Annotated in this window: 17 protein-coding genes, 3 tRNA genes, 1 other RNA gene and 1 pseudogene; 14 read left to right on the top strand and 8 right to left on the bottom strand. The window is 44.5% G+C overall.

All coding sequences use genetic code 11. The annotated features are described in order from the left end of the window. Positions 1 to 17 precede the first annotated feature (17 nt). The 3 genes from NL644_RS16045 to NL644_RS16035 form a co-directional block, all read right to left on the bottom strand. Positions 18 to 102, bottom strand: a tRNA-Tyr gene (locus NL644_RS16045). 84 nt (positions 103 to 186) lie between these two features. Beyond that, positions 187 to 271, bottom strand: a tRNA-Tyr gene (locus NL644_RS16040). Positions 272 to 355: 84 nt separating this feature from the next. Continuing rightward, positions 356 to 440, bottom strand: a tRNA-Tyr gene (locus NL644_RS16035). A 284-nt stretch (positions 441 to 724) separates the two neighbouring features. Here NL644_RS16035 and NL644_RS16030 point away from each other — a divergent pair. From NL644_RS16030 to NL644_RS16020, 3 genes and pseudogenes are all read left to right on the top strand, one after another. After that, positions 725 to 1834, top strand: coding sequence for an efflux RND transporter periplasmic adaptor subunit (locus NL644_RS16030; protein ID WP_114322545.1), 1110 nt, complete (start codon positions 725 to 727; stop codon positions 1832 to 1834). Then, positions 1834 to 4947: a multidrug efflux RND transporter permease subunit VmeF gene (vmeF, locus tag NL644_RS16025; protein WP_114322544.1), complete on the top strand. Its 3114-nt coding sequence runs from the start codon at positions 1834 to 1836 to the stop codon at positions 4945 to 4947. The genes NL644_RS16030 and vmeF overlap by 1 nt, the downstream gene beginning before the upstream one ends. A gap of 222 nt (positions 4948 to 5169) precedes the next feature. Beyond that, positions 5170 to 5365 (top strand): annotated as a pseudogene (locus NL644_RS16020) (type II secretion system protein). 90 nt (positions 5366 to 5455) lie between these two features. On the opposite strand, the gene NL644_RS16015 reads toward NL644_RS16020, so the two are convergent. Next, a complete protein-coding gene (locus tag NL644_RS16015; protein ID WP_253658613.1) occupies positions 5456 to 6031 on the bottom strand; it encodes a porin family protein in 576 nt (191 codons plus the stop codon). 213 nt (positions 6032 to 6244) lie between these two features. Here NL644_RS16015 and NL644_RS16010 point away from each other — a divergent pair, with 213 nt between their 5' ends. Further along, positions 6245 to 6562, top strand: coding sequence for a DUF1244 domain-containing protein (locus tag NL644_RS16010; protein ID WP_005390574.1), 318 nt, complete (start codon positions 6245 to 6247; stop codon positions 6560 to 6562). A gap of 64 nt (positions 6563 to 6626) precedes the next feature. On the opposite strand, the gene NL644_RS16005 is transcribed toward NL644_RS16010, so the two are convergent. Beyond that, positions 6627 to 7721, bottom strand: coding sequence for a PLP-dependent cysteine synthase family protein (locus NL644_RS16005; protein ID WP_253658612.1), 1095 nt, complete (start codon positions 7719 to 7721; stop codon positions 6627 to 6629). Positions 7722 to 7859: 138 nt separating this feature from the next. Here NL644_RS16005 and NL644_RS16000 point away from each other — a divergent pair, with 138 nt between their 5' ends. Both NL644_RS16000 and NL644_RS15995 read left to right on the top strand, forming a co-directional pair. After that, positions 7860 to 8324 carry an Lrp/AsnC family transcriptional regulator gene (locus tag NL644_RS16000; protein ID WP_005390577.1) on the top strand — a complete coding sequence of 155 codons (465 nt, stop codon included), beginning with the start codon at positions 7860 to 7862 and terminating at the stop codon, positions 8322 to 8324. Between the two features lie 461 nt (positions 8325 to 8785). Next, a complete protein-coding gene (locus NL644_RS15995; protein WP_114322540.1) occupies positions 8786 to 11827 on the top strand; it encodes a cadherin repeat domain-containing protein in 3042 nt (1013 codons plus the stop codon). 64 nt (positions 11828 to 11891) lie between these two features. Here the strand turns inward: NL644_RS15995 and tesB are convergent, their stop codons facing one another. Then, positions 11892 to 12752, bottom strand: a complete 861-nt coding sequence (tesB, locus tag NL644_RS15990; protein WP_005390581.1) for an acyl-CoA thioesterase II — start codon at positions 12750 to 12752, stop codon at positions 11892 to 11894. Positions 12753 to 12992: 240 nt separating this feature from the next. On the opposite strand from tesB, the gene NL644_RS15985 reads away from it, so the two are divergent. After that, positions 12993 to 13427 (top strand): YbaY family lipoprotein, encoded by a 435-nt coding sequence (locus NL644_RS15985; protein WP_012842007.1) that lies wholly within the window; start codon positions 12993 to 12995, stop codon positions 13425 to 13427. A 30-nt stretch (positions 13428 to 13457) separates the two neighbouring features. Here NL644_RS15985 and NL644_RS15980 read toward each other — a convergent pair whose 3' ends face one another. Next, positions 13458 to 13760, bottom strand: a complete 303-nt coding sequence (locus tag NL644_RS15980) for a DNA base-flipping protein (protein ID WP_005390592.1) — start codon at positions 13758 to 13760, stop codon at positions 13458 to 13460. Between the two features lie 257 nt (positions 13761 to 14017). Here NL644_RS15980 and NL644_RS15975 point away from each other — a divergent pair, with 257 nt between their 5' ends. The 7 genes from NL644_RS15975 to udp all read left to right on the top strand — a co-directional run bounded on the left by NL644_RS15975 (position 14018) and on the right by udp (position 22312). Then, the gene (locus NL644_RS15975) at positions 14018 to 14761 is read left to right on the top strand and encodes a hypothetical protein (RefSeq protein ID WP_005390598.1); all 744 of its coding nucleotides are present in this window, start codon (positions 14018 to 14020) and stop codon (positions 14759 to 14761) included. Between the two features lie 152 nt (positions 14762 to 14913). Next, entirely contained in the window at positions 14914 to 16917 is a 2004-nt protein-coding gene (locus NL644_RS15970) for a GGDEF domain-containing protein (RefSeq protein WP_114322539.1), read from the top strand. A 137-nt stretch (positions 16918 to 17054) separates the two neighbouring features. Further along, an RNA gene (ffs, locus tag NL644_RS15965) (signal recognition particle sRNA small type) lies at positions 17055 to 17151 on the top strand. 208 nt (positions 17152 to 17359) lie between these two features. Further along, the gene (locus NL644_RS15960; RefSeq protein ID WP_114322538.1) at positions 17360 to 18094 is read left to right on the top strand and encodes an RNA methyltransferase; all 735 of its coding nucleotides are present in this window, start codon (positions 17360 to 17362) and stop codon (positions 18092 to 18094) included. Positions 18095 to 18342: 248 nt separating this feature from the next. Then, positions 18343 to 18762, top strand: a complete 420-nt coding sequence (locus NL644_RS15955) for a CBS domain-containing protein (RefSeq protein ID WP_005390603.1) — start codon at positions 18343 to 18345, stop codon at positions 18760 to 18762. A 178-nt stretch (positions 18763 to 18940) separates the two neighbouring features. Further along, the gene (locus NL644_RS15950; RefSeq protein ID WP_253643783.1) at positions 18941 to 21247 is read left to right on the top strand and encodes a zinc/cadmium/mercury/lead-transporting ATPase; all 2307 of its coding nucleotides are present in this window, start codon (positions 18941 to 18943) and stop codon (positions 21245 to 21247) included. A 306-nt stretch (positions 21248 to 21553) separates the two neighbouring features. Continuing rightward, positions 21554 to 22312: a uridine phosphorylase gene (udp, locus tag NL644_RS15945; protein WP_253658611.1), complete on the top strand. Its 759-nt coding sequence runs from the start codon at positions 21554 to 21556 to the stop codon at positions 22310 to 22312. Positions 22313 to 22468: 156 nt separating this feature from the next. On the opposite strand, the gene NL644_RS15940 is transcribed toward udp, so the two are convergent. Beyond that, entirely contained in the window at positions 22469 to 23629 is a 1161-nt protein-coding gene (locus NL644_RS15940) for a DUF1887 family protein (RefSeq protein ID WP_114322536.1), read from the bottom strand. Positions 23630 to 23683: the final 54 nt, after the last annotated feature.

Here is a 23683-nt window from a genome sequence, read left to right as displayed (position 1 = left end):
AAACACAAGAAAGAATATGGTGGAGGGGGACGGATTCGAACCATCGAAGGCAGTGCCGGCAGATTTACAGTCTGCTCCCTTTGGCCACTCGGGAACCCCTCCAGGGTGTTTTATACTTGAAAATTAGTTTCCCAACCTAGTTTCCAAGTTGTTCTTATGTTTAAAGGAAAAACACAAGAAAGAATATGGTGGAGGGGGACGGATTCGAACCATCGAAGGCAGTGCCGGCAGATTTACAGTCTGCTCCCTTTGGCCACTCGGGAACCCCTCCAGGGTGTTTTATACTTGAATGTTAGTTTCCCAACCTAGCTTCCAAGTTGTTCTTATGTTTAAAGGAAAAACACAAGAAAAAATATGGTGGAGGGGGACGGATTCGAACCATCGAAGGCAGTGCCGGCAGATTTACAGTCTGCTCCCTTTGGCCACTCGGGAACCCCTCCAGAGGATTTTTATACTTAGCAAGATGTTTTCCCAACTCATCTCCCAAGTGCGGAGCGAATCATAGCAAACTCGCTCAGGCTGTAAAGCGTTTTTCTTGCGTTTTTACGTTGAATGCTGTCTTTTTGGGCAAAGATGGTAGAAAGTCAGCGTTTTGTGTGTCCTTTGAACAGAAGAGAAACGCTCTTTTTACTTGAATTTACACTACTTGACGTTAAACCACGTATCTACTGATAAAATGTAAGCAGTTTAATGACATAAGTTTATTCGTTTAGAAGTCAATATCATGAGCATGAAAGCCACGTTATCGTTATCTGTTTTAACGCTTTCTATATTAATGAGTTCTCCATCAGCTTTCGCAGCTATGCGAGGCTCAGCAGTTACCGTCGTAACTGAACAAGTAGAAACGCACGAGATCAATCAATCCTTATCGCTTATCGGTAAATTAGAAGCGGCGGAGTCTGTGGTTGTTGCATCGGAAGTCGCCGGCAAAGTGAATCAAATCGCTGTTAAAGCGAATCAAAATGTCCAACAAGGTCAGCTGTTAATCAAGTTGGATGATGATAAGGCTCAAGCCGCTTTGATTGAGGCAAAGGCGTACCTTAAAGATGAACAACGTAAGCTAAAAGAGTTTCAACGTTTGGTTAAGCGAAATGCTATAACCCAAACTGAGATCGACGCACAAAAAGCAAGTGTTGAAATCGCACAAGCAAGGCTGGACGCCGCTCAAGCAAATTTGGCCGATCTTCATATTACGGCTCCATTCTCTGGCACTGTTGGTTTCATTGACTTTAGTCGCGGTAAAATGGTTAGCGCGGGTACAGAGCTGTTGACCTTGGATGACCTTTCCGTCATGGAGCTGGATTTACAAGTACCGGAGCGCTATTTATCGATGCTTTCTATTGGTATGGAAGTCATTGCCAAAACCAGTGCATGGGGTGAACAGACGTTTACTGGTCAAGTCACAGGCATTGATACGCGGATTAGCTCAGAAACGCTGAACCTGCGTGTACGTATTGAGTTTGAGAACCCTGAAAACCTCTTAAAGCCGGGCATGTTAATGAATGCATCATTGGCCTTCCCTGCGATTGAAGCGCCAATTATCCCGGTTCAAGCACTAGAATACTCTGGCACCAAGCGTTACGTATACGTCATCGATGGCAACAATAAAGCGGCTCGACAAGAAGTCATTCTCGGTGCTCGTGTCGATAACGAAGTCGTTATTGAATCAGGCGTTGAAGTTGGCGACAAAATTGTTGTACAGGGCATCGTTAATATGCGAGATGGTGTTGAAGTTAAGGAAATTGTCGCACCAGGAAAGTCAAAAACAGCTAATGCAACTGGTAATCAAGGTGTTCAAAGCACGCAAGACGAAGCGGCTAAGGAAGCAAACTAATGTTACTTTCTGACGTTTCTGTAAAACGCCCAGTCGCAGCGTTGGTATTGAGTATGCTGCTGTGTGTATTTGGCTTTGTATCCTTTACGAAACTAGCGGTGCGAGAAATGCCGGACATTGAAAGTCCGGTCGTTTCCATTAGTACGCGTTACGAGGGCGCTTCCGCGACGATCATCGAGAGTCAAATTACGTCTGTATTAGAAGATCAGCTTTCAGGCATCAGCGGAATCGATGAGATCAGTTCGACGACGCGAAACAGCAGTTCGCGTATTACGATCACTTTTGAGCTAGGCTACGATCTCAATACGGGTGTTAGTGATGTTCGCGATGCGGTGGCTCGCGCTCAACGTTCGCTACCTGATGAAGCGGACGATCCAATTGTCTACAAGAATAACGGTTCAGGTCAGGCCTCCCTCTATATTAACCTCAGCTCTGCAGAGATGGACCGCACTCAATTGACGGATTATGCCGAACGTGTATTGATGGATCGCTTTAGCTTGATCTCTGGGGTGAGCTCCATTGATCTTTCTGGTGGTTTGTACAAAGTGATGTACGTGAAGCTTAAGCCAGAGCTGATGGCGGGGCGTTCAGTCACGGCTTCGGACATTACATCGGCACTGCGAAGTGAAAACTTAGAAAGTCCGGGTGGTGAAGTTCGTAATGATTCGACAGTCATGTCGGTACGGACAGCGCGTAGCTATAACACGCCGGAAGATTTTCAGTACCTCGTGATTAAAAGGGCAAGCGACAACACGCCTATCTATTTGAAAGATGTCGCTGATGTTTTTATCGGTGCAGAGAACGAAAACTCGACCTTTAAAAGCGATGGCGTCGTCAATGTTAGTTTGGGGGTTGTTCCTCAGTCTGATGCGAACCCGTTAGAAGTAGCAAAATTAGTTCGAGCTGAAGTTGATAATATCCAGAAGTTCTTGCCGGAAGGAACGCGGCTTGCTATCGACTACGATGCGACGGTGTTTATCGAGCGTTCGATAGAAGAGGTATATAGCACGCTGTTTATTACGGGCGGTTTGGTTATTTTGGTGTTGTACATCTTCATTGGTCAAGCTCGTGCAACCTTGATCCCAGCTGTTACGGTTCCGGTATCGCTGATTTCCTCATTCATTGCCGCTTATTACTTTGGCTTTTCTATCAACTTAATCACCTTGATGGCGTTGATCCTGTCTATCGGCTTGGTAGTGGATGACGCGATTGTGGTTGTTGAAAACATCTTCCACCATATCGAACGTGGTGAATCGCCTTTGCTTGCGGCCTATAAAGGCACGCGGGAAGTAGGCTTTGCCGTTATCGCGACAACGCTAGTGCTGGTGATGGTATTCCTGCCGATTTCTTTTATGGATGGCATGGTAGGTCTGCTATTTACTGAGTTTTCTGTCTTGTTGGCGATGTCAGTAATTTTCTCGTCTTTGATCGCCCTAACATTAACTCCTGTATTGGGTAGTCAGATTTTGAAGGCGAATGTAAAACCAAATCGATTTAATCAAGTGGTCGATCGCCTATTTAGTAAACTTGAGAGTGGTTACCGCTCATTATTGAAACGCGCATTGAAAATGCGTTGGGCTGCACCGCTGGTGATTTTGGCGTGTTTGGGCGGCAGTTACTTCTTGATGAACCAAGTGCCAGCCCAGTTGACCCCTCAAGAAGATCGCGGCGTGATGTTTGCGTTTGTGCGCGGGGCTGATGCCACGTCATACAATCGTATGTCAGCCAATATGGACATTGTTGAAGACCGATTGATGCCATTACTTGGGCAAGGGTATCTGAAGTCGTTTAGTATCCAAACGCCTGCATTTGGTGGACAGGCAGGCGACCAAACCGGCTTTGTTATCATGATTCTAGAAGACTGGAATGAGCGAGGTGTAACAGCTCAGGAAGCGCTTAACAAAGTGCGTGGCGCACTGGCTGGTATACCTGATGTTCGAGTGTTCCCATTCATGCCTGGTTTCCAAGGTGGTTCGAGTGAGCCTGTTCAGTTTGTATTAGGTGGCTCTGATTACGATGAACTTCTCGTCTGGGCTGAAATGTTTAAAAACAAAGCAGAAGAATCGCCAATGATGGAAGGCGCTGAGATCGATTACTCAGAGAAAACGCCAGAGCTATTGGTTACGGTCGACAGACAGCGTGCCGCAGAACTAGGGGTCAGTGTCAAAGACATTTCTGATACGCTAGAAATCATGCTTGGTGGTAAAAGTGAAACGACTTATGTTGAGCGTGGCGAAGAGTATGATGTGTATCTTCGTGGTGATGAAAACAGCTTTAATAATGCAGCGGATTTAAGCCAGATTTATCTGCGAACTAATAGTGGGCAGTTAGTGACGTTAGACGCAGTCACTAAAATTGAAGAAGTGGCAGCTTCTATTCGTCTATCTCACTACAACAAACAGAAATCCATCACTATTACGGCTAATCTGTCAGAAGGCTACACATTAGGAGACGCGCTGAATTACCTTGATCAACAAGCGATAGACAACTTACCAGGCGACATCTCGGTGAGTTATTCTGGTGAGTCAAAAGATTTTAAAGAGAACCAAGCGAGTGTTGCTGTCGTGTTTGCGTTGGCATTGCTTGTGGCGTATCTCGTGTTGGCGGCTCAGTTTGAAAGCTTCGTGAACCCGTTAGTGGTGATGTTTACGGTGCCGATGGGCGTATTTGGTGGCTTCCTTGGCTTGGTTGTGATGGGGCAAGGCATGAACATTTACAGCCAGATTGGCATGATCATGTTGATCGGCATGGTGACGAAAAACGGCATTTTGATTGTCGAATTTGCCAACCAGTTGCGAGACCGTGGTGTTGAATTCGAAAAAGCGGTTATTGATGCAGCTGCGCGACGTCTACGCCCGATCTTGATGACAGCATTTACCACGCTTGCTGGTGCCATCCCACTGATCGTTTCGACAGGGGCAGGTTATGAGAGTCGTATTGCTGTGGGTACCGTGATCTTTTTCGGGATGGGATTTGCAACATTGGTGACCTTATTTGTCATCCCGGCTATGTACCGATTGATTTCGGCGAAAACACAGGCGCCAGGTCATGTAGAAGCAGAATTGAACAAAGCACTCAGCCACGATACAAAAGGCCGTATTGCTCATCCTTAGCCGCTGTACGTAAAGCTTTGATTGAAAACACCGAACAAAAGTTGTTCGGTGTTTTTTTATATTGAGCGTGATTACTTATAGATCTAATGATTATTTTTGTTTATTATTTCGCCACTTCTTCGAGGGGCACAGGACTCGCTCATCGTATTGACTGAATGTCGGGTCTTGTTAGGTGTCATGCCGGGAAAGCAGCATATACCTATTATTATTTGAGGTGTTCTCTTGAAAAAAGTACGTGGTAGTTACATGGTAGAAATTTTTAGTTGCGGGTGTTATGGCGTTGTTAGCGACCACTGCACTTCCGACGTTAACGAATGCACTAAAGGATCGTCAAGATGGCATTTTACACTCTCTCGATGCCGGGCAACCAAGTAGCCATGTGAATCAAGAGACAACAGAAAAGTTCTCCGCTCAGTAACTGATGACACACCGTAGATTGTAAAACAAGCCGAGGTAAAAACCTCGGCTTGTTTGTATTTCAATTCTGGTAACTTGGTGCTATCTAATGTCAGAAGCGTTTCCCTAAGCTAACTTGCACACCTTCGTAGCTGTCGTAAAAATCTTCAAAGCCCATATCTGCGACATTATAGATGTACTCTGCGCGCAACCAGATGTCTTTGCTCATATCCCAATGGACACCAGCACCGATATTGAATAGTGCTCCTGAATCATCGGTGACTTTTTGTTCGTTTGGAACGTACATTTCTGCCTGAGTCCCTAACGCGGTCACGCGGCCGAACAAAGAAAGTGGTGTATCGCCAAGGTTATCACTGGTCAATACTGCTGACATACCCGCTTGGTAATAGTGCAAATCCAAATCTGTTTTCAGTTTGTCGTTCTTCAGTTCGTTTTGGGAATAGCGAAGCACACCTTCAAACGCAAGGTATTGATTGACATGATAGCCCCAACCAACAGTGATATTTGGTGTGGACCACTCATTGTCTCTGTCTGAGCCAAAATAGGGCGTATCAAAACCGACGTTACCAGTACCCAGATAAAAATAAGATTGATGAGTTTGTTCTTGAGCAGCAAAAGTCGGCACACTGATGGTCAAGGCAGACAATAATAGAATGGCGTTTTTCATAACTTGACGATAACCTTTGTAAAAGACCGTTGTAATGAGTTGTGTTAATATTAATTTAATCAATAAGATAGATGGCGTTTATCATATCAGCTTTTACGCAAAGGTAGTCATTTAGACTGGGAATTGTTGCGCTAAAGCAGACTTCCTAGGCTGGAGAACTCACTATTCGGTATGGTGATTAACGTCAATCAAATAAGAGAGAAGGAAAGGAAAGTGGCTGAATTCAAATATAAAAATCTGACTCAAGAAGAACAAGATAAGTTAGACGCGGCGACATTTCGTCGTTTATTGGCGCATTTAGACGCGAATAAAGACGTGCAGAACATCGACCTCATGATCCTTGCGGGCTTCTGTCGCAACTGTTTTAGCAAATGGTACAAAGCTGAAGCGGAAAATCTCGGTGTGGATTTAGATATTGATGACGCTCGCGAACGTGTTTACGGCATGACTTACGATGAATGGAAACAAAATCATCAGCCAGCGGCAACGCCAGAACAATTGGCGGCGTTTGAAGCGCGTCAGAAAAAGTAATACTCATTTCCAAAAAAACAGCCCGCACATCAGCGGGCTGTTTTTTTACATTCGAATTTACATATTAAGCGGTAATTGGACCGCAACATGCAGGTTCGACACAGCCTTTTGCTTGAATGACTTCAAGTTGCGCGAGGTAAGGTTGAATATCACCGATGTTCTCTTTTACCCATGTTAAGTCGTAATACGTATCTAAGTAACGCTCACCAGAGTCACATAAAAGTGTCACGATAGAGCCTGTTTCACCGCGTTGTTTCATTTCGCAGGCCAGTTGAAGCACACCGTAGAGGTTCGTCCCCGTTGATGCGCCTACTTTACGCCCAATCAGCTGAGAAACCCAATGTGCAGTTGCCACACTGGCAGCGTCTGGAATTTTGCGCATCTCGTCAATAACACCTGCAATAAAGCTTGGCTCGACACGTGGTCGACCGATGCCTTCAATTTTGCTGCCGGTCTCACCTTTTAATGAGTGATTACCTGACTGAAAAGCGTCGTAAAACACCGAGTTTTCAGGGTCTACGACACAAAGTTTGGTGTCGTATTTTTGGTAACGAATAAAACGGCCAATGGTTGCGGATGTACCACCAGTTCCTGGGCTCATTACTACCCAATTAGGAATTGGGTGATCTTCTAGTTCCATTTGGCTAAAGATAGAGTTCGCAATGTTGTTGTTGCCGCGCCAGTCAGTCGCACGTTCAGCATAAGTAAACTGATCCATGTAGTGACCATTTAACTCTTGAGCCAAGCGTCGAGACTCGTCATAAATCTGATCTGAGCGCTCTACAAGATGCGCTTTACCACCGTAAAACTCAATTTGTTCAATCTTTTTACGTGCGGTGGTTTTCGGCATAACAGCAATGAACGGTAAGCCAAGCAAGCGAGCAAAATACGCTTCTGAAACGGCAGTGCTGCCTGAGGACGCTTCAATCACTGTGGTTTCAGGACCAATCCATCCGTTACAAATCGCATAAAGAAACAACGAGCGTGCCAATCGGTGTTTCAGAGAGCCTGTTGGGGGCGTGCTCTCATCTTTTAGGTAGATATCGATACCATCAAGAGAAGGCAGTTCGAGTTTAAATAAATGAGTATCAGCAGAACGTTGAAAGTCTGCTTCAATTTTACGCACTGCATTGTTGATCCAGTTGTGGTCAGTACACATGGCGTCTCTCCTTGGAAATCGATAGATAAGCATTAGATGGGAATAATTTACCTATAATACGAGAGAAAAACTTTGCTATAGTTGCCGGTAATGACTATTTTGATAGAAAATTTTTCTACACTTAGTGGTTTTTATAGGATGAGTTTGGATCGAGTCGATAAGCAGCTGCTTGCGTTGTTACAAACCGACAGCACCTTGTCATTAAATGAGTTAGCAGAGCAGGTAAATCTGACAACGACGCCATGTTGGAAGCGTTTGAAAAGGTTGGAAGAAGAAGGCTACATCGAAAAGCGCGTGGCGTTACTGAGTGCAGAAAAACTCGACCTGTCTTTTATCGCTTTTGTTCAGCTAAAAACCATCGATCACTCCGAAGATTGGTATCACCACTTTGTCACAACAGTGAGTGATTTCCCCGAGGTGATGGAGTTTTATCGTATGGCCGGCGAGTACGACTACATGATGAAAGTGCTAGTCAAAGATATGAAGTGTTTTGACGAGTTTTATAAGCGCTTAGTTAATAGTGTAAAGGGATTGTCTAATGTGACTTCAACATTTGCTATGGAATCCATTAAATATACGACTGAGTTACCACTTCTCAACTAAATAGCTTTATACGAATTTTATTTAATGGTTACTCTACCTGTTAGTATTTTAAGTGTTAACAGGTAGCAGGTTTATTCTAACTACGTAACTTTTTACTGGGTTGGAATAAATATAAACGATATTTATTCTCTCTTCTATTTCCACATTAACTGTTTGTTTTTTATCCTCCATCAAGCGCCAATACAGCAAAACGCATGAAAAAATAACGCAATTTTTTCTCTTTATTTTTCGTGTTTTATTTTTGTTGAATATTCATTCTTACTAAATTAATTAATTGGTTTAATTTAAACGTTTGCTTTGTGTTGTTTTGTGTATTTTAGTCACCACTTCTGAACATTTATTTTTATGCGTAATACAGTAGCAAATACTTAAGTAATAAAGTACTCAAAAATGGATATAGTGATTAATAAAACATCGTATTATTATCGCTAGCACTTATTTGTGACAAAGTGTTTCTAAAAATGAACAGAAAATATTATTTGCTTTTTCTCGCGGCTTTACTCGCTGGTTGTGGTGGTGGAGGTGACTCTAAAACGAACAATACAAACACACCAACCACGATAACTAAGCAGAGCCGTCCACAGTTAAAAGCTGAAGACACGGTATTGAAGTTTGAGGGCGTGGGAACCGTTACAGAGGCAAAATTGAGCAATGTACATGGCTCGGTGTCTTATCAAGTCATTGACTCTAATCCGCTAAATGTTGTGAAAATTAATGACTCTGGAATGCTACAAATTTTGCGTCCAGGAACGGCAACAATTCTGGCTACGGATAACAGTTCTGCTTATGAATCCTCTGAAGCACGATTTTCTATCACTGTGGAACGAGGTATTAACACAGACCTTTCGGTTAGTGATCTAAACTTCAATGCAATCGAATCTGAAGGGAAAGCTCTGACCGTTCGTGGCCAAAAAGGTGAATTGAGTTATGAAGTAGAAAGTGGTCATAACTTGATTCGGGTTGATGAGAACGGTTCGGTATATTCATTAGGCTCAATTGGTCAGGCGTCGGTACTGATTACTGACTCAGGTAACGAGCTTTATCTGCCGAAGCAAGTTCGCGCAACGGTGAAGCTTCATGGAGTAGCATCCGGGCAACTTCAATTCGCCTTGCTGGAAGACGAATATAGAGAAGGGCTGACGTTAGAACCTGCACGTTTAGATAAAGCTCAAACGCAAAGCATCACATACAAAATCATTCGCAGCGAACCAGACAACAAAGTTGCCGAGTTACTCAACCCGGAGTCAGGTGTGCTCCTTGTTCATAATGTCGGGCAGCTAACCGTTGAAGCGACAGCAACTTACAGCGATGCTTTTTTAGATAAGCAGCAAACGGCGCAATTTGTTGTGGATGTAAAACAAGGTCAACGCGAAGCAATCAGCGTAGCGGATGTTGTGAAAACTTATGAGGAAGGTGGCCGAATTTTCCCTAAGGTGACGAACGCTCGCGGCGACTATTCACTGCGAATTATTAGCGGCACAGATGTTATCGCTAAATCTATGAGCAGTGAAGCATTGCTGATCAAAGGTGTAGGTACGGCTGAAGTTGAAATCTACGAGCATGAAATGCGTAATTATCCTGCAAGCAAAGCTCGCTTCAATGTTGAAGTTAATCGCGCGCCTCATCCAGTGATGAACGACATTGAAATGTCGCTTATTTATCAGCCTAGCCTCTCAATTCCTTTGGCATTTTCAGGACAAAAAGGCAACGTAAGCCTAGTCGGTAGTTTACCGGACGGCTTAAGAATGACCGATGGCAAGTTAGAAGTAGAGACGGCTGGAGAATATCGTCTTAAGTTTGAAGATGATGGTGGGGATTCATATCAACCAATTCAGTTTAATGTAGTCATCAAAGTAGCGAAAGCTGCGGGACAAGCCATGGTGACACAAGATTATGAAATGGTGTATAGCAAAGACTATAGCTTTGATCTTCGTCGTGACTTTGGTTTAAGTACAAGTAACGATCATGTAGAACTCGTTGATAACACTGCTACAGATGTTATAGAGGTTACTGCGGATGGACGTGCCTATGTTTACAAAGCGGGTAAAGCGACGTTAACAGTTCGCAGACAGGAGAGCGCGAATTATACTGCGGGTCCAGATCAGAAAGTGTACGTTAATATTCTTAGTGCGCCGAGTCGGATTGATGTGCAATCCGATGTGGAAGATACTTGGAAAACCAGCCAGCCTTATGTTCAAAAACCGACCATCTCTGGTACGGTTGGCGAAGTTTCGTATCGATTTGCAGAAAATGCAGCAACGGATGTGGTTTCCCTAGACAGCAAAACGGGCGAGATGCGCATCCTCAATGCTGGCAGCACAAGAGTTGTTGTATCGGATGCAGGGGACGATAAATTTACTCCGGGTGAAAGCAGTTTCTCTGTTACGATCAAACAGGGCGCAAACCCTGTATCGATTGCTTATCCAACGGTAGACTTTTCAGCGGGTACTATTATCTCACCAGTGATGAGTGGAGGAGAGGCGAAAGCCAGCTATCGTCTTATTAACCAAAAAGATCCTGTGGTTGAGTTAGTCTCTTCTGAAACGGGGCGTTTGAAGGTTTTGCACGCAGGCGAGTACCAATTAGAAGTGACGCTAACTGCACGTAACTATACAACTAAAACCGTATTGGTTAACGGCACCATTAATAAAGCGGATCATCCCGGTCTTACCACGAAACTTCAAACCGTTGAGTTTACGCCTTTCAAGGCAATTGACTTAGATTTCGGTAGAGCGGTCGGTACTCGAACTTACTCATTTGGCGATACTGTGAGCAAAGATCTTGCCACGTTAGACAATGCGAATGCAGAGTTGACGCTAACCAATTACTCTCAATACCATTCTATTGCTCTAGATATCTCTGAGAGTGAATCGCGAGATTACAAAGCGTTACCAAGAACAAAAGTCACGGTTAGTGTCGATTTGGCAGAGTCGGGTGTTGCAGATAAATACACACAACTTAATAGCGAACAAACCGTTATTGTGAGCACGCTTAGTGCCCCACAGTTTGCCAATTTAGAAGAGAGTGAATTTGGTATCTTGGGTTCGCGTTCGGTACGTGAACCGACGGATGACGAGTTGCAAAAACACGGTAAAGGTAAGGTTGTGCTATTTATGTTTAAGCCAGTTGGTAGCGATGACCGAAGACAAGAAAAGGCAGCGTGGGTGCATGTTGCTCGATTCGATGGATGTACATCAGAGCTATTTGCTGATGACCTTAAGCCTTTTAATGCAATTGGTTATGGTGATCCAGGGTATTGCACCAGCGGTAGCACTATCCGTATGACTCGGTTCTTAGTGATTGATGATTCTAATTTGGAAGACATAGAGTATGAGTCGGCAGCACCAATCATTACTTACCGTCGTGGGGTGCGTGAATTTTTAGCAACGGATAAAGGTGGATTCTATGCTGACCCAAATGTCGTTTACGGGAAAAGCGAATACGGCTACCCGAAATCACTTTACGAATGGTCGGTCATTACTATGAAGTATCAACCAAATTAATTATCGTTTGATACCCACAAAAAAGGAGTGCTGAGCACTCCTTTTGTCGTTTAAGATTTAGCGGTTACTTGGTATAGCGCATTACACCTTCTTGCACTGCGGTTGCCACTAAATGACCTTGCTGGTTATAGATTTCGCCACGCACTAACCCACGAGTATTACTCGCTGTTGGGCTTTCTATCGCGTACAACAACCATTCATCCATTTTGAACGGACGGTGGAACCAGATTGAATGGTCAATGGTGGCAACTTGGAAGTTTGGCGTCATTAATGACACTTCATGTGGGTGCATTGCTGTCACGAGGAATCCCCAATCTGATGCGTAGGCCAACAGGTACTGATGTATAAGCAGGTTCTCTGGCATTTCACCATTGGCACGAATCCAAAGATACTGTTTAGGCTCTGCTTTTTTGGGTTTTAGGGGGTTGATGACCGTAACAGGACGGGTTTCAATTGGCTTTTCACCACAAAATGTTTTGCGTAGTCGCTCTGGTAGGAATTCGGCTATATGGCTAGCAAGCTCACTCTCAGAGGCGAAGTTTTCTGGGCCAGGAATGTCTGGCATTTCCTTTTGATGATCAAACCCAGGTTGATCGCCATGGTAAGACGCCGTTAGGTAGAAAATAGGGCGTCCATTTTGAATCGCCTTAACGCGTCTGGTGCTGAAGCTACGGCCATCCCTTAGGTTTTCTACATCATAAATGATGGGCTTTTCTGGATCACCAGGGTACAAAAAATAGCTATGGAAGGAGTGCACCGCGCGTGTTTCTTCAACGGTGTAGCGCGCAGCAGAAAGCGCTTGCCCAATCACTTGGCCGCCATACACTTGAGGCAAACCTAGGTTTTCACTTTGGCCACGAAACAAGCCTTCTTCTAATTTTTCGAGTTGTAGTAGGCTGAGCAATTCTCGTAATGGTTTACTCATTGTGTCTCCTCACCGTTGTCTTTCACTCCAACTTACCTCAACAGTCTCACTCTTGTGAAGTGCCATAGTTAAGAACTATTGAGTAACTTAGAAATAGTATTGTTCCGATTATGAAACAAAATCAATTGTTTGATAAATTCTAACTCAGTCAAACTATTGTCAAATAAACTGACAGGAAGCAGACAGTTTTATATTCCACACCTATAATTGCTCCGGTTTAATACTCTTTTCGAGGAAGATATGAAAAAAACACTACTGCTTGTTACTTCTTTACTCTTTGGGGCTGCGTTAGTGGGTTGCCAAACTTCTCAAAATACAGAAATGGAATCTGCAGAGGCGTCAATGAAGACGATTACAGGTACAGTGGCTTACCGTGAGCGTATTGCTCTGCCGCCAAACGCAGTGGTTACCGTCGCGTTAGAAGATGTGTCTTTGGCTGACGCGCCAGCAAAAGTACTAGCAAAGCAGACATTCGAAACGGAAGGTAAACAAGTTCCTCTTTCTTTTGAACTGAACTACGATAACAATGAAATCAAACCAAACCATCGTTACAGCGTCCGTGCGCGTATTGAAGTGGATGGTAAATTGCGTTTTATCAGCGATACGCATAACGGTGTAATCACAGATGAAGCACAAACTCACCAGTTGGATATTCGTCTAGTTGGTACGCGTTAATATCAAACTCAGCGAACAAAAAATGGCAGCCTAAGGCTGCCATTTGTATTTTCTTAGCGAAATTTTTCCAATCTCAGATACTTCAATTCCTTCGGCTTCTAATTTCTTTGTTTGTCGTTCTAAATTACTGCCTTTTAAGGATATTTTTCCTTGACTATTTATCACTCTAAACCACGGGAGTTTGCTGTCCTCTGGCAAATTACCAAGCGCCTTACCAACATGTCTTGCGTAGCCCGGGTAACCTGCCATTTTTGCGATTTCCCCGTAGGTGGAGACTTTTCCTTTTGGAATTTGGTGAATTACAGCAAAGATTTGCGCTAAAAATTGGTCCATACTCAAAAGTGTCTATTGTGGATTACTAAGGAATGGTAAACCATCGGACTTGTATATTGCTAACGGTTCTTAACGTTTATATTGCCCGCGATTGACTTTTGTTGATCACATTTTCTCTTCAGTCGTGCCGTATGTTAATGAGCGTTAAAAAGCATAAAACAAACACAAGCTAAGCTTGAATCTAGACCCTCTCAACGACTTTTAATCCCAGTTTTTGCCGTTGAGTTACCAAGTAGGTGGGGAAGCCAGGAGGCGCTATGATTTTATCGACACTTCAATTTTTCATTACGACTTTACTCGCAGTGGTGTGCGTTCGAGCGATGAGTTTGAGCGAGGGAGATATTCCCGTTCTTGCACTCATGATCCCGGCGTTGTGGATCTTGCCACAAGGCGGGTTTGCAGGCTTGGTGTTGCTGGGCGCAATGATGGCTTTTGGCGCTACGCTCTCAATGCAACCAATCGCGCTATCGATTGGTATTTTGATCCTTTTCCCACTTTTAATGGTAGTGTTCTCTCGTAGAAGTTCGTTGGGCGTTCTGCTCACCGCAGGCCTAATCGTACTTACTCTACAAGTCGGTATTATGGTCACGCAACAAGGTGGGAAGCTGGATGGATCCGCTTGGGTTACAGTGGTTCAAACTGTCTCGGTCATGGCGATGTGGTGGTCTGCTGTACATTGGACCCCATCCAATAAGCACAGCTGGTGGCCGATGCTGTTGTTGTTCCCATTATGGATTGCTGGCTTGCCATATGCCGTGCTTGTGGCATTGAGCGTGACAGGAATGCTGGCTTCAATGGAAACCCTCGCGAAGCTTAAACACTCCATTCGTTGGAGTAAACTATTGTGCTGGACGTTACCGACCGTTGGCTTTGCTGCCTTAGTGGTGAGTCCGACTACAGATGTACCAAACCCTGTTTTTGTTGTTTGGATCTGTTTGTTAGGAACGGCTTGGATGACGGACTATATCTTACGTAGCAGCGATGAACAGGCAGAATTATGAGTATTTCGTCAGGTAAAAAGTGACACGTGCGGCAGACTATCGAATTGGTTGTGGAACAAAATGAAGATTAGTATATGTTCTTCATTTCATATTTACTAAACTTCCAATAATAATAACCACAATATAAGTGGTTGATTTAAGATAAGTTTGTCATGACTACCTTTGCTCGAACACTGTTGCTTTTTACTTGTTGCCTACTGAGTTTGAATGTAAAAGCTGAATCACCTTTAATTGCTCATTATAAAGTTGCGACAGAAGCGGATGATGTCGTCACTCGTGTTCTTTTTAATGCTGCATCGAAAGAGTTCGGCTTTACCGTTCAATATGTGAACTATTCCAGCTTTGATGCCATTCTAAATTCCGTCGCGAATGGGGAAGCGGACTTTGCTGCGAATATCACTTACACAGAAGAGCGTGCTCAACGCTTTAGTTACTCCCGTCCAACTAATATCGAATATACCTACCTTTTTGGATTAAAAGACTCGACGTTGAGTGGCATTTCACGAGTTGGCGTCCCTAAAGATACGGTTTATGCCGAATTACTCAAACAATACTACCCGGAGCTAAAACAGGTCTCTTATCAAGGTCATGAGCAAGCGGTAACGTTACTGAGATCAGGCGCTGTTGAAGGCGTAGTCGATGCCATCAATCAGCTTAAGCCGATGTTGCTGGAGGGCTTTGACGCTAAGATGTTAAATGATCAGATTTCGATAAAGCCAGTATCGATCATCAGTAAAAAAGATCATCATCTCGAAGAGTTGGATACGTTCGCTACGTTTATTCATGGGGAAGGAGTGCAAAAGCAACTTCGTGAAGAGATCTCCCTGTATCAATTTGAACTAAGGCGAGCGGCATTGCGAGAATCTATTCGCTTATTACCTCTCGATTTTAGTGAGCCTATACGGATCAAGCTCGAATCTATCTTTCCATATGTTGTTTACAACGAAGACGGCAGTATCGAAGGGATGACGGCAGATGTCGTCCTGAGAAGCTGTGAGATCTTGGCATTAAACTGCGTGATCATTAGTGAGCCAAATGAAAGTTGGGGTTCCATGTATCATGAGTTTATGCAGGGGAATTTCGAAATTTTAGCGCCGTTAACGGTCAGTCGCGAGCGGCATGAATTTAGTTACTTTCCCAAGCCCCATTACTCACCAGCATCCGTTATGGTCAAGCGTTTAGGTTACAAGCCGAACACTTACTCTCATGTGTCACAGTTGATCTCTGAGCGGATTGGTGTGGTTGAGGACGACTTTTTCGACCAAATGATGACACAACTTTTACCGCTAAAAGAGCTGAAACGTTATCGTACCCAACAAGAACTCATTCAGGGTTTATTGAATGAAGAGGTCGATTACATTCCGATGGATACCGCGATGCTCAACCACTTTTTACGTCTGAGCGAGTTGGTTCCGATAGAGCAGGACACGGCGATTGGCGAGTTTTACCAGTCACAACTTTCTGTTGGATTGGTGGCGAACGAGAAAGGTGCCATGCTTGCTCCTTTTTTCAGTCGAGCGATAGCGATGTTGGAAGTTGATAAGATCATTGCCCAGTACGACCTGCGCCCAGATTGGCGTACCGCGCTTGAATATGAGGTTCGGCTGGCGACGCAAACGCAGGCTGTGTTTGTCTTTGTATTGTTGTTTGCGATTTGCGTTTCGCTCTATCTTTACCGTCAATCGAATACCGACAATTTAACGGGGTTAAGAAATCGCCGCGCGTTGCAAGTAAAACATCGAAAAGGCGTAAACAAAGAGCTATCCATACTTTACTTAGATATTAACCACTTCAAACGAATCAATGATACGTACGGTCACCGTGCTGGTGATGAGGTGTTGCAATTATTGGCGCTAAAAATTCATTATGTATGGTCAGGGAAAAGTTACCGGATAGGGGGAGATGAGTTCATCTTGTTGGGCTACCCGACTCAAGCAGAATTAAATAGGGCAATGAAAGAGCTCAGCAGAATTGATGTAAAAGGCAAACTGTGTAGTGAGTTAGAGTCTGTGGGTATCTCTATCGGTGTCTCTGCAAAGAGAGAACAGCACATGAGCTTAGAGCAAGCCATGCATTTAGCTGATGAAGATATGTATTCAAGTAAGCAGTCAACACGCCGCTATCCTTCTTCGCATCGTTACGTGGCTCAATCATAGAGGAATGAATTGATCGAGTTTTGTCCAAACGGTAATGAAATGACGAAATTCAAGGCTTTTGCTCTTGCATTATGAGGGCTGATACTGAATAATCGCCCCATCGATTGAGGCAAGTCCTCTCGAAAAGAATTATGGGGCTCTGGTCCTCTCGCAACAATAGCTCGTGAACTCGGTCAGGTCCGGAAGGAAGCAGCCGCAGCGGGTGACTTGTGTGCCGGGATGTGGCTGGGGTCCCACCCTTTAAAAGCCCTGCGTATATCGCAGGGCTTTTTTCGTTTTTGAACCCTCTTTTACTGCGTTTGCTCTTCAAAGTCTTCTGATGAATCAAGTTTCTTGAGGTTATTTAGGTATAATTTATAATCTCACGCGCTTGATACCGAACTGTCGTGAAGATTGTTTCGAGTACATTCGCCGAATAACCATTTTCACCTGGGATACTTTAATGATTTCAAAAAACCAATTAAAACTGCTTCGTGCTTTAGGTCAAAAGAAACAGCGTAAAGCGCATGGCTTATTCCTAGTTCAGGGTGAAAAGAACGTTTTAGAGCTGGCAAGCAGTTCATTAAAGGTGAAGCACGTCTTTGCAACCGAAGCATTTCTCGAACAAAACGCTAGTGCGCTATGTAGTTTTGATTGCATTGAAGCATCGCTTGATGACCTGACCAAAGCGAGCACTCTCGTGAGCAATAACGCGGCCATTGCAGTGGTTGAAATCCCGAGTGTAAAAGTGCCTCAAGCAAAAGGCTTGATGATTGCGCTAGATGGTGTATCTGACCCAGGTAATCTAGGAACAATTATTCGTGTCGCAGACTGGTATGGCATCAAGCACATTATTGCGAGTACAGATTGTGCTGATCCGTATAACCCTAAGACGATCAGCGCGACCATGGGCAGTTTTGGCCGCGTACAAGTGAGTCTGGTGGATTTGCCAAGTTACTTAGAAGAAGCCAACTTGCCAGTTTATGGCGCGTTTCTGGAAGGGGAGAGCGTTCATAAAACGGAATTCGCTGCTGAAGGTATTTTGTTGATGGGCAGCGAGTCCCACGGCGTACGTGAAGACGCTGCGAAGCTCGTGACAAATAAGATCACGATTCCGGCATTTGGTGGTGCTGAGTCGCTGAATGTCGCAATGGCAACTGGTATTATTTTAGACAACATGCGTCGACATCATTGTTAATGTAACTATGCGCCAATAATGAAGCCAGTCAATTTGACTGGCTTTGTTGTATTTACCACCTGTTAAAAATCAGCCCATTTGCAAGTTGTGCTCAATTAAACAACAGTGAATGCCGATGATGACTTAATTTTGATTCAGATCAATAGGCTGCACCTATAAATAAAATTACTCATTTCCATTTAGTAAATTCAGGAAATTAGGCGACACTTATCTAAAGGCCGCAATAAAATGCCCTTAAGGAGATAAGAATGCATTCATTAAAAGTAAAAGATTACATGACGTTGCAAGCGGTGACCTTCACTAAAGATATGTCACTTTCGGCTGCTTTGAATAAAGTCATGCAAAGCGTCACATTAGGTGGCCCCGTCATTGATGAGAATGAAAAGGTAGTTGGATTCTTATCAGAACAAGACTTGTTAGATAAATTGGTGAAAGCGAGTTATCACTGCCAAGACACGCATACCGTTCAAGAGTGTATGCATGACGATGTTTTATCTGTTTCTCCAGACATGTCAGTGATTGAGTTGGCTGACATGATGAAGATTGGTAAGCCAAAAATGTATCCAGTGGTTGACGGTAAAGGTAAATTGGTTGGCGTTATCACTAGGCGAGATGTGCTGCGCGCCATCGGGATGACTTTAAATGAGTGTTTTAAGCATCCAGTTTAACCTTTTTGATCAAATATCATAGGTGCTTGATTTTAAATAAGTCATTTGGAAAGACGCTTCGGCGTCTTTTTTATTTTCAATCGACGAGTTTTTAAAAAATCACCTTGACCTTGGAGCTAGCTCTAAGGTTTATCCTTAGTCATAGGCAAAGAGCCTACACCAATAAGGAAAATAAATTATGTGTACGAAACATCAAGGTTGCCAATCTAGCAAAATCAAAACTGCGGTGCCGCTTGGCGCGAGCGAGTCGTGCTGCGCACCAGTAAAATCTTCACTCAACATTTCTCAAGCTGGCGTAGAAGTGTCTGAAAGTTCATGTTGCAGCGGAGGGAGTTGTAGCGCCGACCCAGGTGAGGAAGAAGAGCCCTCAAGGGAGAATGATTCCTCAATTCGAAACTCGTGGCTTGTGTCAGGTATGGATTGCCCTTCATGTGCACAAAAGCTTGAGAAGGCTATTACGTCTTTGGAAGGTGTTAGCCAAGCAAAAGTCTTGTTTGCAACAGAAAAACTGGTTGTCGATTTTGACGATCGCGAGCTGACCTCTACGATAGAGCATACAGCCCAACAAACAGGTTTTCCACTTTCTTCACTCGATGCTCCAAAACCAAATACCGCAACGAAGGGCTGGCGTGGGGTAGTAAAAGACAACATTCAAATTCTCTCTATTGCTAGTGCGATGGTTGTCGCGGCAATAATTTCTAAGATCGACCCTCAAATAAGCACTTGGTTATTCACGTTGACCTGTTTACTGGGTTTATACCCAATTGCGCTCAAAGCGTTCAAGTTGGCGCGTAGCGGTACGCCTTTTGCGATTGAAACGTTAATGAGTGTGGCAGCGCTCGGCGCTTTATATTTAGGTGAAACCGCTGAAGCGGCAATGGTGTTATTGCTTTTCCTTATTGGTGAAAAGTTAGAAGCATATGCATCATCCCGCGCTCGAAGTGGTGTCCAAGCGCTAATGGACTTAGTCCCAGAAAATTCAATTTTAATTGTTGATGGTGAGCGTAAAGAGGTGCCTGCAGCTCAGCTTAAGCCGGGGGATATTATAGAAGTTGCCCCCGGTGGTCGTTTGCCAGCGGATGGTGTGTTGCAAGATGCGCTTGCAAGTTTTGACGAAAGCGCGTTAACGGGAGAATCCGTTCCCGTTGAGCACCAAACGGGTGGCAAAGTGATGGCCGGGGCTGTGGTTGTCGATAAAGTCGTTCGTTTACAGGTGACCTCTCGCCAAGGCGAGAATGCGATTGACCGAATTCTCCATTTGATTGAAGAAGCAGAATCTCGTAAGGCACCATTAGAACGTTTTCTGGATAAGTTCAGCCGTTGGTATACGCCGCTGATGATGTTGGTGTCCCTGATGGTTATCGTCACGCCACCACTGTTGTTTGCTCAACCATGGGAAACGTGGATTTATCGAGGACTTGCCCTGTTACTGATCGCCTGTCCGTGTGCGTTGGTTATTTCAACGCCTGCAGCGATTACTTCTGGCTTGGCGGCTGCGGCGAAGCGGGGGGCATTAATCAAAGGTGGTGCGGCGCTTGAGTTGCTTGGTAAGGTGGAGTCCGTCGCATTTGATAAAACCGGTACATTGACGCAAGGTAAGCCGCAGGTGACCGACGTCTTTGCTTTTGATGTAGATGAAGACAAGTTACTTAGCCTGACAGCCTCAATCGAAGTTGGCTCAAGCCATCCTCTCGCGGTTTCTTTAGTTAATAAAGTGCAACAGCAGGGGCTTCCTATTCCTGAAGCGCTAGATAAAACCGCGCAAGTGGGCTCTGGTGTCACAGGTTACGTCGATGGGAAAATAGTCCAAGTAGTCACGCCTTCTAAGGCCGATTTCCCACTTTCTCAAGAAACCGAAGAGCGAGTGGTGACGTTGGAACAACAAGGTAAAACGGTTGTTATTGTGCGTTACGATTACGAGGTCATTGGCGTGATCGCATGGCAAGATACATTGCGCCCAGATGCCCAAGAAGCTATCGCTACGTTGAAGGAGCTTGGGATAACGTCGGTGATGCTAACCGGTGACAACCCGAGAAGTGCTGAAGCAATGGCGACCAGAATAGGCTTGGATTATAAAGCAAGCTTATTACCAGCAGATAAAGTGCATTACGTCGAGAAACTATCACAGCAACACACCGTTGCAATGGTGGGAGATGGTATTAATGATGCGCCAGCGATGAAAGCTTCGAGTATCGGTATTGCGATGGGAGGCGGTACGGATGTTGCGCTGGAAACGGCCGACGCGGCATTAACGCACAATCGTCTGATTGAGTTACCTGCCATGATAGAACTATCGCGTGCGACGTTAAGTAATATTCGTCAGAATGTTGCGTTAGCGCTTGGTTTGAAAGGTGTTTTCTTGGTGACAAGTTTATTGGGCATTACGGGTCTATGGGTGGCAGTATTAGCCGACAGCGGCGCAACTGCACTGGTTACGTTAAATGCGTTGAGATTGCTCCGTTTTGAGTCCAAGCAGGCCAAGTGACCTACCTAACTAGCTAATAAAAAGCCCGAGGCATTCGTGTCTCGGGCTTTTTTAACCGTATCGACGAAATCTAATAATATGTTTTAGTTTGTTTTTGAAATCACGCATCGCTATGCAACAAAATGAGCCAAACTTCCCAAAAGTGTGATCATTGCTTGTTTTGGGTGAAATTATAGTTTCATTACATTTTCTCATTGTGATTGTGATCACTCTATGTTGGTAAAAGGTTCGCTACAGTGCATTTGTACCCAATAACTGATTAATGAGCTTATTGTTCATAAAATAAGCCACAATAAGGAGCGACTTATGTCTCAAGCTGTATTTCATTTAGGTGTTACTGAAGCTGATCTTAATGGTGCGACTCTAGCCATCATTCCTGGTGATCCAGCGCGCGTTCAAAAAATCGCAGAACAAATGGAAAACCCAGTATTTCTAGCAAGTCACCGTGAATACACGCTATACCGTGCCGAATTAGACGGTAAACCTGTTGTGGTTTGTTCTACAGGTATTGGTGGCCCTTCTACCTCTATCGCAGTTGAGGAACTCGCGCAACTTGGTGTTCGTACTTTCCTACGTGTTGGTACAACTGGCGCAATTCAACCGCATGTAAACGTAGGTAACATGATCGTAACGACGGGGTCAGTTCGCCTTGACGGTGCGAGCCTGCACTTTGCGCCAATGGAATTCCCAGCAGTTGCTGACTTTGAAGTAGCAACTGCAATGAAAGCGGCAGTAGAAGAGTCTGGCGCTGCGGTTCACATGGGTGTGACGGCTTCAAGTGATACGTTCTACCCAGGTCAAGAGCGCTACGACACGTTCTCTGGTCGCGTTGTTAAGCGTTTCCAAGGTTCTATGCAAGAATGGCAAGACATGGGCGTACTTAACTTTGAGATGGAGTCTGCAACATTGCTAACAATGTGTGCGAGCTCTGGTCTAAAAGCAGGTTGTGTAGCGGGTGTAATCATCAACCGTACACAAAAAGAGATTCCAGATCATTCAACTCTGAAAGAGACGGAAGCTCGTTCAATTAAGGTGGTAGTAGAAGCAGCGCGTAAAATGCTGTAAGCCGCGATAATTGGCATTTTAAACAAACGGAAAAACCAGAGGCATGCCTCTGGTTTTTTTCTACCTATCTAAACCCACACTTAAAAATTAGGTATAAAAAAAGCAGCCTGTAACGCTGCTTTTGATCATTTTGAATTCTAGCTTTTATCACTGATACTAGATCTCGTCCGAGCCACCTGCGTCTTTAAACCAAGCCGTTAGGTGCGTTCTTAAGTCTTTAAGCTCATCAGGGCCAATCAGAGCTAGCCCCAAATCTTCTGCGCGAGTAATGTCATTGTGACGAAGCGGTCGGAAGCTCACCAGCATTGCACGTGCTTGTAAACCACCTAGCAGATCTCTGAGGGATTCTAGCTTGTACAAGGTGTCATCGCCGTCATCTCGCATGCCTTTGGTTTTACACTCAATGATGTGGAGCTTGTTGTTTACCACTGTTGCAACATCCAACTCATTGCGTACTTCACTTTCACCAAGTTTGCGATAAACCTGAACATTCAAAGAGCGATCTTGAATCGTCGGCATCGTATCTTGAATTTGCTTGACCGTGCTGTGTACCAGAGTCTCTAACCATTCACCGTTTGAAAAGCGGCGTGCATCTTCATCTGCAAACGTTAGAACGCCATTCTCATAAGTGGCGATTTGCGCTTCCACTAAGTCCGAAAGCAGCATGTTGAGCTCACGATAGCCTTGTTGCTTTTCAGAAAGCTCCACATCAAGTTTTTGCTCTTTGCGGCATGTGGTTGCAAGGTAGTTAAGAGTCGCTAAGCCTGGACCAAGCTCAAGCGCATTTGAGGCCCAGCGTTCACCAAGTTCATACAGTTTTTTATCAAGAAGAGGAGGTAAATCAACGTGGTGGAACTCGCCGCGTGCGCCGAAGATAGTGAGGTAGTCAGCAATCGTAATGTGGTCTTCGACTTGAGTATCTTCTTTGCCATCTGGGTATAACCAGCAAAGCTTATCGCTACTTGGCTCAACCACAAAAATTGGCCAGCGATAGGTACGGAAAACCTCGTAAACAGACAATAAGCGATGACGAAGACCGCAACTGGCGTTCAATTTCACATCTTCGCCGCGTTCATGGAGATCTTTTGCCAGTTTTTGAATCGCTTGTTTGATCAGCGAAGTATTGACGGCGGATGGGATTTCAAAAAATTCGGAAGTAATGTTTCGTTGCTCTAAAACGGCACTCAGTCGGTCAAATATATCTAACTGGCTCTTGTCTCCGATGAAGACGATATGTGTGCTTAGCGTACGATTATCTAATAGAGGAGTGACCAATCTAACTGGGTCTTGGTCGATAATACCAACATGAACAGCCATAGATTTTCCTTTTTATGAGGCCGCTCGAAAAGAGATGTGCAAGGGGATGAGCTG

The sequence above is a fragment of the Vibrio sp. Y10_XG_PY6 genome (assembly GCF_024181795.1).
In the GTDB taxonomy this organism is placed as follows: domain Bacteria; phylum Pseudomonadota; class Gammaproteobacteria; order Enterobacterales; family Vibrionaceae; genus Vibrio; species Vibrio diabolicus.
Note: the sequence above shows the minus strand (reverse complement) of the source record. Positions and strands in the feature narration are given on the sequence as shown.